The sequence below is a fragment of the Treponema denticola genome (assembly GCF_024181405.1).
Taxonomy (GTDB): domain Bacteria; phylum Spirochaetota; class Spirochaetia; order Treponematales; family Treponemataceae; genus Treponema_B; species Treponema_B denticola_D.
The window spans coordinates 2,579,482-2,591,959 of the sequence record NZ_CP051302.1 but is presented as its reverse complement, the minus strand read 5'-3'; the positions used below and the strand labels follow the sequence as shown (position 1 = coordinate 2,591,959).

Here is a 12,478-nt window from a genome sequence, read left to right as displayed (position 1 = left end):
TGTGCCTCGTACTTGCCTCGCCTATTTCAAAAAAGGATTTTTACAAACGCATCCTCGAATTTCTTTGCTGCCTTTGCGGTTAAATATAAAAAACTTTTTAGGAGGACTGTATGTTAAAATACGCACTTCGTGAGAATCTTCTCACACCGGATGAAAACGACTACATGGCACAAACAGCCGATGTGCGTTCGTTTTCTTTAGACGAGATCATTGACCTTATGATGGAAAAAGGTTCAACTCTGACCAAGGCGGACACAAAGGCTGCCTTGCAAATTTACGGCGAGGTGGTAAGTGCTCTTATCAAAGACGGAGCGGCCGTCAACACGCCTCTGATGAATACCTCTTTAAGCATATCGGGCGTGTTCAATGGGGCAACCGACAGCTTCGACAAAAAACGCCACTCGGTAAACTTAAATCTTACGGCAGGGCCGCTTCTTAAAGATGCTGCAGCCAAAATCAAGTGCGAAAAAACCGAAGCGGCAGATACAAATCCCTACATCACTGAAGTTACCGACCTCGTTTCCGGCAAGGTAAACGAGGTGCTTACCGCAGGAGGCATTGTGCAGCTGGTCGGTTCCCGTCTCAAGTTTGACCAAAAAGACGAATCTCAAGGCATTTTCTTTGTAGCCGAAACGGGAGAAGCGATACGGGCAACGGTAATCGCCGAGAACAAGCCCGCCCGCCTTATGGCAATAATCCCTGCAGATTTACCGGCAGGTAACCGGTATGTAGAAGTTCGAACAAAATATACTGTAGGCGGCAAGCCCCTTAAAAAAGCTAAAATCGGAAGATTTACAAAACCGCTTACACGGACAATATAAATACGGCCGGTTCACACCTGTAAGAGTGAGAAGCTCATACATATAAGGATGAGAAGCTCACTCCGACAAGGATGAGCGGCTCACTCCGACAAGGATGAGCGGCTCACTCCCATAAGGATGAGCCGCTCACACACATAATAATGAGCTGTTCACACACATAAGAGTGAACTCTTCACTCCGATAAGGATAAAAGGTTCATTCTTTAAACTAAAATGTGTAATAGATAGCAGGTAATTTGATTACACATTACACAAAAGGAGATTTTTTTTAACATGAACAAAATAAAACGTTTTTCAATGCGCAACAAACTGATGATTGTATTCGGACTGCTTATTCTTGCAGTCGGATTTACTCTTGCCCTCATAGCGGTACGTACCGCACGTAAAGCCATAACCGAAAAGGTAGCGACACACCTTATCGACAAGGCAACCGATACGGCTGAAATTATCGACGGACGCGTTAATACCTTTTTTCAGGTTTTGGAAGGTATTGCACGAATACCTCAAATTCGGGATGCATCGGTTTCTTATCAACAAAAAATGGATATTCTCATCAATGAAGCAAAATTTAATTCTATTCTGGAAGAGTTATATCTTGTTGATACGGATGGTATCCAATACTATTCTGACGGTACCAGCGATAATTATTCCAACAAAGAATGGTTTAAAGATGCGATGCAGGGAAAAAGAGATGCATCAGAGCCGTATGTCGACGAAACGGCAGATAATAAATTATTCATAACATTTTCTTTGCCTGTTTATGATGACAACAAAAATATAATAGGCGTATTGGGAGCAGATATTGCTGCAAAAGAACTTTCCAACGACATCAGTGATATTGTAGTCGGAAAAACGGGAGAATGTTATATTCTCGGTTTGACAGGAACTACGATTGCCCATAAAAATTTTGAAGCCGTAGAAAAACAGCTGAATATGATAGAAGAAGGCAAAAAAGAAAAAAGTCTTGCTTCTTTAAGTAAATTCTTGGAACATGCCCTTGCAACCGATAAAAGCGAAATCGGATACTATACTTATAAAGGCGAATCCTTCATCGCTTCTTATGCCGCAATGAAAACTACTCGTTGGAAGGTTATCATTAAAGCACCCGTTGAAGAATTTATGAATACGGTTGATGAACTGCACCTTAAAATGATTATCATCGGGTTAATTATTTTAGCCGCCGGTTTGGTTATCGTTTTCTTTGTTACCCGCCAAATGATAAAGCCGATAAAAGTTGTTGTAAACGCTTTAAAGGACATTGCCCAAGGCGAAGGAGACCTTACCGTTCGTCTTCCCGTACACGGCAATGACGAAGTAACCGATTTATCGGAATACTTCAATGAAACCATTTCCAAAATAGGTTCGTCGATTAAGCAAGTAAGTCTTAACAGCATCGATATGGAAAATATCGGCAACGAGCTTGCTTCCAATATGACCGAAACCGCCAGTGCCGTACACCAAATAAGTGCCAACATCGACGGTGTCAAACAGCAGGCTTTGACCCAAGCTGCAAGTGTTACCGAAACGGCTGCAACAGTAGAAGAAATTATCCGCACAATAAAACAGCTTAACGGCAGTATCGAAAATCAAGCAGCTTCCGTTGCCGAGTCTTCTTCAGCTATCGAGCAGATGGTCGGCAATATCGCTTCAATCACTCAAACTTTGGGTAAAACAAACAATGTAGTAAAAGATCTTGCAAGTGCTACCGCCGAGGGTAAGGAAACGGTAACCAGTGCAAACAGCGCAACCCAGCGCATTGCAGAAGAGTCCGGCGGTCTATTGGAGGCTTCAAGCGTTATTCAGCACATCGCCAGCCAGACCAACTTGCTCGCAATGAACGCCGCCATAGAAGCCGCCCACGCAGGAGAAGCGGGCAAAGGTTTTGCCGTTGTTGCCGACGAAATCCGTAAGCTCGCAGAAGAATCAAGCACTCAAGGCAAAACAATCACGGCGACCCTAAAAGTTCTTTCGGGCGAGATTGAGGCTCTTTCTGCCTCTTCAAAAACGGCAGAAGAAAAGTTCAATGCCATTTTCGCCCTTTCCGAGCAGGTAAAAATGATGAGCCAAAACCTGATGGAAGCCATGCATGAACAGGAAAACGGCAGTAAGGAAGTACTCACCGCTATCCGCGACATCAACATGGTAACCAACCAAGTAAACGACGGCTCTGCCGAAATGCTTCGCGGCGGCGAAAATGTTGCACAAGAAATGCAAAAGCTCGATGAGCTTACGCGCGTCATCACCGACAGTATGAATGAGATGGCTTCCGGTGCCGTGCAAATCAGCAATGCCGTACAAGAAGTAAACGCAATAAGTCAAAAGAATAAACACAGCATTGAAAACCTTTCTAAAGAGGTAGGAAATTTCAAGGTGTAATTTGACTTGCATTATTTTTCAAATAGGTTTAATATAGCTTTATAAAGGAAGAATAGACTTATGGGAAAAAGATATGAGTACAAGGATTTTAAACCGGTTTGGGAACAGGTACCGCCTCCAAAGGACTCTTTTAGAGAAGCTGCGAAGTGGGGAGACCCAAATGAATTTAAGGAGCCTAACGAAAGACTTTATAAATATATGAAAACGGTCTTCGGAATAGGGGACGAGATTTTTAAACAAAAGCGTTTTGAAGGACTTGAAGCATTGCCTGAAAGCCTTCCCGTAAACCTTGACCAAAAACATATTGAGGCCTTAAAAGAAATTTTCGGAGAGGCGGATGTCAGCACGGCCGTAAAGGACAGGGTATCGGTTGCTTACGGAAAAACCATGTACGATGCCTACCGCCTCCGTGAGGGCATCCTTGAAAACATCGCCGATGTTGTAGTATACCCTTCAAGCCATGACCAAATAGTTAAGCTCGTAAAATATGCGAATGAGCACAAAATTCCCCTCTATGTGTACGGAGGCGGTTCTTCCGTTACCAGAGGCGTTGAGGCAGTAAGGGGCGGCATATCCCTCGATATGCGTAAAAACTTTAACAAGGTTTTAGCCTTTAACGAAACTGACCAGACAATTACGGTTCAAGCCGGAATGTCGGGGCCCCAACTTGAAGCTCACTTAAACAATGCTCAAAAAGAATTCGATGCAAAGATGGCCTACACTTGCGGACACTTCCCGCAATCATTTGAATATTCCTCCGTGGGAGGATGGGTAGTTACCCGCGGAGCAGGACAAAATTCCACATACTACGGAAACATAAAAGACATAGTTTTTCAACAAACATACGTAACTCCTGCGGGCATCGTTAAAAGCTACGGGCTTCCCGCCCATGCGGTCGGACCGGACATAGACGAGCTTATGATGGGGAGCGAGGGCTCTTTTGGAATTCTTACAAATGTTACCTTGCGGTTTTTTAAATACAGGCCGGAAACCCGCAAAAAGTTCAGCTTTATATTTAAAACTTGGGAAGACGGAATGAAAGCCTGCCGCGAGATTATGCAAAACGAATCGGGTTTTCCCTCGGTGTTTAGACTTTCGGATGCGGAAGAAACCGACATGGCTTTAAAGCTTTACGGAGTTGAAGGCACCATAGCCGAAACTGCGATGAACCTCATGGGATATAAGCCGATGAAACGCTGCCTCTTTTTAGGCTGGAGCGAGGGTGCTAAAGAATTTTCAAAGCAGCTTTACAAAAAGGTAAAGCGGATATGTAAACAAAACGGCGGACTTTTCTTAACGGGCAAGCCTGTAGACGGCTGGGAGCACGGCCGCTTTACGGATCCGTATCTAAGGGAATCATTACAAGATTATGGAGTAATAATAGACACGATGGAATGCAGCGTAACATGGGATATGATGCCGAAAGTTCACGAAGAGGTAAGAAGATTTGCAAAATCCCGCCCTCACACGGTATGCATGACCCATCTTTCCCATGCCTATCCGCAAGGGGCAAACCTGTACTTTATCTTTATAGGCCTTTTTAAAAACAAGGAAGAATATGTGGAATACCAGTACGGCATCTTCGATAATATAATGAAGGCAGGAGCGGCCATGAGCCACCACCACGGTGTCGGCAAGATGACGGCAGCTTGGGTAGAAGAATCCATAGGACAAACCAACTTTGAAATCTTTAAGGCTCTAAAAAAACACTTCGACCCGAACAATATAATGAATCCGGGCGGTACCCTTGGCCTCGATATGACGGAAGACCAAAAGAGAAAACCTAAATACGCCGGAAAAACTTGGGAGGAAAATTTTTAGCAGCTTATAAAGTTTACTCAAAAAAACTGTATACAAAAAAGCCGATTAGACATTGCATGTCCAACCGGCTTTTTTAATTAAGTCTTTTTATTTTAGGTGCACGACAACTTCCAACTTGTCTTTACCCCTTAGTCTAGATTTATGAAGGACTCCAAACCAAAAAGACTTTCTACCAGTTTTGTCTTCTCCGTTTATAGTCCATTTTTCGACCTGTGCACCGTTATTTAAGCTGACCATAAACCTTAACTCGCTTGAACCTTCTCTAACAGTTATATTTTGCTCTTGTGAGGTTATCCATTCTTCTGTTACTATATCCCGGTACCTAATTGAAAGGTCTCCCTTCCCCTCTCCGCCTACTGCAATCTTAAAAGAAACAGGGTAGGTTTTAGCTTCTCTAAATGAAGCCTTAACTGTACACAAACCGCTTTCGTTATAGTCCGTTATATTAAAATGTAGGGAGCCGCCCCAATCTATTTCATCAACGGCTTCTTTACCGTTGATAAGCCAATCGGCCATATTGCTGCCGGCTTCTTCAATCTCAAAAGAAATATCCGTTCCTTCATAAACCGTATCACCGGATTTGATAGTAAGCCATTCGCCTCCCATAAGCTTTTCGGCTTTTACTGATCCCTGTCCTTCCGTACTGAAATTAATCTTTACGGGATTAGCAGGAGCAAATTGAACCTTTATGGATACGTTTCCGTCTCCTCCAATAAACGAATTACCTACACGTAACCAAATGCTATTACCTGTACGATGCTCATTTCCATTTACAAACCATTTAGCTTGATAGCCAGCCTTGGGGAGGGCATAAAAATTAATCCCATTTCCCTCATTAAATTTATAACCGCTTGCAAATTCTTTATTTTTGAATTTTGCAATAATTGTACCGTTTCCTTCATGGCCTGACTCAACAGCGAATTCTACAGGTATGGTACCTTGAGGGGCATCAGGATCGGTTTCAAAAATAGCTTTTATGGTAATTTTACCCGTATCTTTATTCTTATCTTTTCCTTTTACAGTATAATCTATGAAGTAAACTCCATTTCCCCAATTAGCAATATCATATATTTTTTCACCATTAAACTCAAATTGTTTAACCTTGGAGCCTAAAAAGGGAGAAGCCTTTATTCTCAGCTCCGTACCCTCGTATATTTGAGTGCCGGTAATAGGCTCTCCGGTTTTTGAATTATGCACACTTATTTTTCCGTTTCCTTCTGTAAGGAATTCCATATCGATTTTTTCGGCTGTCTTAAACTTATGGCTTATCTTGATACTGCCGTTTACTATGTCATTAATATCGACTTCATACCAAAACTCAAGTTCTCCCTTAGTCCATTCCTCAGCCTGATTTCCTTTAATATACCATGTATCGGGAGCAAAGCCTTCTTTAGGCTCTACGATAACACGGATCTCTGAGCTTTGACCAAAAAGATTTCCCGATTGAACCTCAGTCCATTTATTGTTTATAAGCTGTTCTGCCCTAATACTTCCCTTGTCCGTCTCATCTACAGACCATTCTACCTTAATTTTCGGAGCTTCTTTAAAACTGACACTTATCTCTATTTTGCCGTCCTTTATGTCCTTTGACGCTACTGTATATCTAAGCTGATTAATATTTGTAGCAGAAACTTCTTTTCCGTTTATATACCATTTATCCGAGATAAAGCCGGGTTCTACTTCAGCATTGACATAAAAGAAATACCCTTCTTCAAATTTATCACCTGAGGTGAAATTTGTCCATCGCCCATTGATTTGCCGTCCGGCATAGACAGTTCCCTTTGTTTCATCCAAGCTCTTCCAATAAACAGGTATCTCTGTTTCCTTATCTCCGAATTCGGCTTCTATCAGGATTTTGCCCTCAACAAGATCTGCCTTTTGAACATTATACCAAAATTTAGTCCCAGTATTGTTCTGAGCATTGCCGTTTATATACCAGTTTTTAACAATCTTTCCTGTTTTTGGGAAAGCATCAAAGCGTAGTGATTGTCCTTCAAAAAAATCACCGCTTGATTCACTATCATATATAGGATTATTGGATGGATCTTTTTCTTTCCATCTTTTTACTTTACCTTCCGCAGGATTTTTGCTCTTCCATTCGATTTGCCGCTTTTCAGCTTTTTCAAGCACAAATTCTATATGTACCGCTTTTGTATCTTGGGGAATAGTATATTTGATCCAGCCATCGTTCCTAAAATACGCAATAGCTTTGCCCAACTCTGCTACGTTTTTACCGTTTATCTTTGTTTTATCTCTGTCAATAAAATACGGTTTTTCATTATCATCATTCTCTGCAAACATAAAAAGTTCAGTTCCGGTATAGACTTCATCACCTAATGATAGACGAAACCATCCTGAGTTTGTTGATTTTAGTACAGAAGCTTTTGGGTTTTCTGCACCATCTCCGGTAACAGTCCAAGTAACTTTTACAGGTTTAGGAGTAATTAAATGAGTACCCCCCCCCGTCTAAATTCGGCTTATGACCGCAGGCACTAAAAATCACAGCACAAAGAGTACCGATCACAAAAAAATTAAACAATCTTCTATTCATTAATAAATCTCCTTAATCTAAGTTTTAAAAAGCATAAGCTATTTTTAAGTTTTTGTCTACTCCGGAAAGTTCGTATAACAAATATTTGTATTTTTGTCCGCCTATTGAATTTTTCTTTTCCTTATGCTAAACTCATATTGCCGGGGTGCTTTTACAAGCTGAGAACATACCCGCAAAGGGCTGTCCGCACGGATGCCCTATTACCTGATCCGGATAATACCGGCGGAGGGAGCATATGAAAAATCATTTACGCTCTATTTTAATTTTCTCTTTTTTAATTATCGGTTGTGCCGCTCTTTTTGCAGGCGGTGCAAAAGAATCTGACGAAACAAAGGTTGTAGTTTACACGACAAAATCCTTTGCTGCCGACTACGGCCCCGGTCCGAAAATTGCCGAACTCTTTAAGGCAAAAACGGGCAAAGAAGTTGAGTACGTTATCTGCAAAGAAGGCGTTTTAAACAGAATCATACTGGAAGGTAAGGCCTCTACAGCGGATGTCCTCATCGGTATAGATAACCACCTTATCGAAAAAGCCCGCAAAGCAAAAGTTTTAAAAGCCTACAAACCTACGGCCGCAGACAAGATAGATTCGGAAGTTCTTATTGCCGATGACTGGCTTTTAACACCCTTCGACTACGGCTATTTTGCCTTTATGTTCGACACAAAAGCTAAAATCAAAAAGCCCACATCTTTAAAAGAGCTGACCGAGCCTGCTTATACAAAAAAGATTGTTATTTTAGATCCGAGTTCCAGCACAACGGGGCTTGGCTTGGCCGCTTGGACAAAGGCTGTATTTGGAGATAATTACCTAGACTTTTGGAAGGCCCTCAAACCGAATATCTTTGCCATGGCTCCCAAGTGGAGTACGGGCTACGGATATTTTACAGCCGGAGAAGCTCCCATAGCCATTTCTTACACAAGCAGCCTTGCCTCCCATGTTTTATATGACAAAACAAACCGATTTCAACCATTGATTTTTGAAGAAGGGCATATTATTCAAATTGAAGGCATGGGTATTGCCGCCAATGCAGCTAATACTAAAGGAGCAAAGGAATTTATAGACTTTATGCTGACGGAAGAAGCTCAAAGCCTTCTTCCCGAAACCCAGTTTATGTATCCTGTCATCAAGGGGCTTGCCCTTCCTGCTTCTTATAAGGATGTTCCCAAACCTGCAAAAGTTTTGCGTATTCCTTCAGAAGATCAAACCGAATCGGTAAATGCCGTAATCAATGTTTTACAAAAATAAACAGAAAGGCCGAGATACTCGGCCTGACCGAGTTTCTCGGCCAAGCGGCCTATCAAAGCTAGACCGCCTTGTTTTACCGCTCGGCGGCCTTATCTTTTTTCTTGTACTGCTTTCTTTTTTTCTTCCGCTGATTTTAAGCTTTGTTCCCTTATTTTCTTCACGCTTTGACTTTTCGCATATTACGGGAGTAAAAAGCTCTTTTGATTTTTCGCAGATTTTTAGGATTGCAGCCTTTACGGTTTCTCAGGCCTTTTTTTCCTCAGCTCTTGCCTGTGCGGTAGGCTTTGCTGCCGCTTATTTTTGTGCAAGAAAAAACTTTCGGGGTAGAAAATTTTTAATGGCTCTGTCGAGCGTTCCCCTCTGCGTGCCTGCAATAATCGTTGCCCTTTCCTTTATAATTTTTTTCGGGAATAACGGAATCCTCAATTCTTTTTTAAAGAGCTTATTAAACCAAGACGAACCGCCTGTCAATTTTGTGTTTTCGATGACGGGAGTAATTATAATCCACGGCTTTTACAACTTTCCCCTTGCGATGAAAACAATTTCTCAAGTCTGGGAACGTTTAAGCGAAGACGAACCTAATGCAGCCCTCCTTTTAGGGGCAAGTAAATTTAGAATCTTTAAGACCATAACCTTTCCGGCTCTTTTAAATTCTATAGCCGTTTCCTTTTTGTTGATCTTCCTTTTTTGCTTTTTTAGTTTTATAATAATCCTGCTTTTCGGAGGCCTTGCCCTTACCACCTTAGAGGTAGAACTTTACAAAGCAGCCCGCACAAAATTGGATATGAACCTTGCCGCAAAGATAGCCCTCACCGAAATCTCCGCGGCCTTAATTTTAATCCTCATCTATTCTAACCTGCAAAAAAAAATGAGAGTACAAAATGAAAACCTAAAGGGGATAAGGGAGAGGACTGCAATAAAAGGCTTTGGACAAAAAACCTTTTTTAGCTTTACGATTTTTATAATTATTCTTTTTTTAATAGCACCCTTGTTTTCTATTTTTTTACATTCTACATATAATGTAAATTACACTTCTATCTTTGACAAATTCTTTTATTTTAAGGCATGGAAAAATATTTTTTTATCCCGAACCTTTTGGACGGCTCTTTGGACAAGCATCAAAATCGGCATTCTTACAGCCCTTGTAAGCCTCATAGCTTCTTTGTTCTTTGCATACATTACCGTCTTTTATAACCGGAGAAAAATATATGCGGTTCCCTATCTGCCCTTGGCAGTTTCATCGGTAATGCTGGGCTTCGGCTGGCTCTTGTTAAGACCCAACGGAACGGAACTCATTTTAATCTTTGCACAAAGCTCCCTTGCGTGGCCCTTTGCATGGACCCAGATACAGACCTCGCTTTTACGTATTCCTCAAAATATTATCAATGCGGCAGTCTTGTTTTCACCGGACAAAAAAACGGCCTTTTTTAAGGTGATAGTACCCATGTGCAAGAAGGGCATTTTTTCCGCCTTGGCCTTTGTCTTTGCCATAAGTGCGGGAGATACTTCCTTACCAATAGTTTTAAACATACCGCGGTTTAATAACCTTGCCCTGCTGATCTTCGATTATGCTTCTTCATATCGTTTTGTAGAATCTTCTGCAGTTGCAGTCGTCTTAAGCCTTATGACCGGCTTTGTTTTCTTTTTACAGGAGAAAGAAACTTAAAATAATTTAAGGAGAACCAAATGGAAAAGGCATTTTTACAGCTTAAAAACATAAAAAAACATTTTACCGAAAAAGATATTTCCATTTCTTTTGAATTAAAAAAAGGAAAAGCTCTTGCCCTCCTCGGGCCTTCAGGCTGCGGCAAAACAACGGTTTTAAAAATAATCGCAGGCCTTGTCCCTCAGGATTCGGGAGAAATTATTTTGGACGGAAAAAATATCAATCACACTCCTCCCGGCAAACGCGGGATCGGAATGGTCTTTCAGGACTACGCCCTCTTTCCTCATCTCAATGTTGAAGAAAATATTTTCTACGGCTTGGTCTCCCAAGGCATGTCCAAAAAGGAAGCCCGAAAGGCCATTGCCCCCCTCGTCGAGCTTTTTCATTTGGAAGCCTTACAAAAACGCAAAACGGATCTTCTTTCGGGCGGAGAAAAACAAAGGGTTTCTCTTGCACGGAGTCTTGCAGTAAAACCCGCTCTCATCCTCTTTGATGAACCCCTTTCAGCCCTCGATGCAGACCTTCGCCTGAACTTGCGTAAAGAATTAAGAGCCAAGCAGGAGAGTTTGGGCTACACAGCCGTTTATGTTACCCACGACAAAGACGAGGCTGCAGCCCTTGCCGATGATGTACTCTACATGGGCTAGAGTTTAGGCTCCGTATTCAAGTAGAAAATCTATTATGTTTTTGTGGATAATTCCATCCTGACTAAAATCCATAGAATCCAAGGAGAGTACATATTTGGGAAAGTTATCCTTGATTGCCTTATAAACACCGAATTCTCTTTCCCTTGTAGATTCATCTCCCATTTTATAAGCGACTTGATAATAATAAACATCGTTTTCCCTTTTTGCTATAAAGTCGATTTCTTTGTCTTTTACCTTGCCTATTGTAACCTCATAGCCTCTGGAACGAAGTTCAATATAAACAATATTTTCGAGCACTCTTTCGATATCTTTCATATTGGAGAATCCTCGTGCCTGCCTAAACCCGTGATCCGTCAGATAGTATTTTTCGTCGATTTTAAGTACCTTTTTTCCCGCAGTATCGTAGCGTGGCACCTTTTTTATGATAAAGGCTTTACTGCAATAATCCAAATAATTAAGCACCGTATCTGCCGAAACATTTCTATTTTCATTTTTAAAATAATTTTTTATACTGTTTGCAGAAAAAGTGTGCCCTATGTTTTCCATTGCATAATCCAAAATACGGTTAAAAATATCCACATCCCTTATATTATTGTACTGTAAAACATCTTTAACCAAAACGGTATTATAAACATCATTTAAGTATTTAAAAGACGGGATTTCCTCCAAATTAAAATACTTCAAAAAAGGCATCCCGCCTGTTTTAACAAAGGCGAAAAACAAATCTTCCCTAGAAAGCGGCTTACCGTCAAAGCATTTTATAAATTCCCCAAAACTAAAAGGTTGAATTTCAAATTCCACATATCTTCCGGCCAGTAGACTTGCAAGATCTCCTGAAAGCAAGCCGGAATTTGAGCCTGTAAGATAAATATCGCAATCCAAATCAACCCGCAGTCCGTTTATAACCTGCTCCCAATTTTCTACAAACTGTATTTCATCAAAGAAAAAATATATTCTTCCGGTTAAGTCCTTGATCAATGGCTTGAGGTATTCAATCAAAACTTCGGCCTTATTTACCGTAAAAAGCTCTATGGATTCAAAATTAAGATAAATTTTATTTTTATCGGGTATATGGCTAAAAACCTCATCTTTTATGAGCAGTAAAATAGTTGATTTTCCAACCCGTCTCATACCGGATAGTACCTTAATAATGGGCTTATCGATAAACTGCCGGATTTTTTCCATATAGCGTGATCTTACAATATAGCTCATTCCCTTACCTCTTCTAATTCGATTATAATCGAAATGTAAGATAAAATCAAGAAGAATTTCGATTATAATCGATAAAATGAGTATTTTCTATTATAATTTCGATTATAGTCGAAAGATGTGGGTATTTTTGTTATAATTT

8 protein-coding genes are annotated in these 12,478 nt (G+C 40.9%); 6 read left to right on the top strand and 2 right to left on the bottom strand.

The genetic code is table 11. From position 1 onward, the window contains the following. Positions 1–110: 110 nt before the first annotated feature. From HGJ18_RS12085 to HGJ18_RS12075, 3 genes are all read left to right on the top strand, one after another. On the top strand, positions 111–821 hold the full coding sequence (locus HGJ18_RS12085; RefSeq protein WP_253696780.1) for a DNA-binding domain-containing protein: 711 nt from the start codon (positions 111–113) through the stop codon (positions 819–821). A 272-nt stretch (positions 822–1,093) separates the two neighbouring features. Next, on the top strand, positions 1,094–3,196 hold the full coding sequence (locus HGJ18_RS12080) for a methyl-accepting chemotaxis protein (RefSeq protein WP_253696778.1): 2,103 nt from the start codon (positions 1,094–1,096) through the stop codon (positions 3,194–3,196). A gap of 60 nt (positions 3,197–3,256) precedes the next feature. After that, positions 3,257–5,017, top strand: a complete 1,761-nt coding sequence (locus HGJ18_RS12075; protein WP_253696776.1) for an FAD-binding oxidoreductase — start codon at positions 3,257–3,259, stop codon at positions 5,015–5,017. Between the two features lie 87 nt (positions 5,018–5,104). Here the strand turns inward: HGJ18_RS12075 and HGJ18_RS12070 are convergent, their stop codons facing one another. Continuing rightward, complete coding sequence (locus HGJ18_RS12070) at positions 5,105–7,318, bottom strand: hypothetical protein (RefSeq protein WP_253696774.1); 2,214 nt, start codon at positions 7,316–7,318, stop codon at positions 5,105–5,107. 485 nt (positions 7,319–7,803) lie between these two features. Between HGJ18_RS12070 and HGJ18_RS12065 the strand changes: the two genes are divergently transcribed. From HGJ18_RS12065 to HGJ18_RS12055, 3 genes are read left to right on the top strand one after another with little or no spacing between them, the layout of a single operon-like run. Then, complete coding sequence (locus HGJ18_RS12065; RefSeq protein ID WP_253696772.1) at positions 7,804–8,814, top strand: thiamine ABC transporter substrate-binding protein; 1,011 nt, start codon at positions 7,804–7,806, stop codon at positions 8,812–8,814. After that, the gene (locus HGJ18_RS12060) at positions 8,798–10,480 is read left to right on the top strand and encodes an ABC transporter permease (RefSeq protein WP_253696770.1); all 1,683 of its coding nucleotides are present in this window, start codon (positions 8,798–8,800) and stop codon (positions 10,478–10,480) included. Before HGJ18_RS12065 ends, HGJ18_RS12060 begins: the two co-directional genes overlap by 17 nt. Before the next feature lie 20 nt (positions 10,481–10,500). Continuing rightward, positions 10,501–11,127, top strand: a complete 627-nt coding sequence (locus tag HGJ18_RS12055) for an ABC transporter ATP-binding protein (RefSeq protein WP_253696769.1) — start codon at positions 10,501–10,503, stop codon at positions 11,125–11,127. A gap of 3 nt (positions 11,128–11,130) precedes the next feature. On the opposite strand, the gene HGJ18_RS12050 is transcribed toward HGJ18_RS12055, so the two are convergent. Then, a complete protein-coding gene (locus HGJ18_RS12050) occupies positions 11,131–12,339 on the bottom strand; it encodes an ATP-binding protein (RefSeq protein WP_253696767.1) in 1,209 nt (402 codons plus the stop codon). Positions 12,340–12,478: the final 139 nt, after the last annotated feature.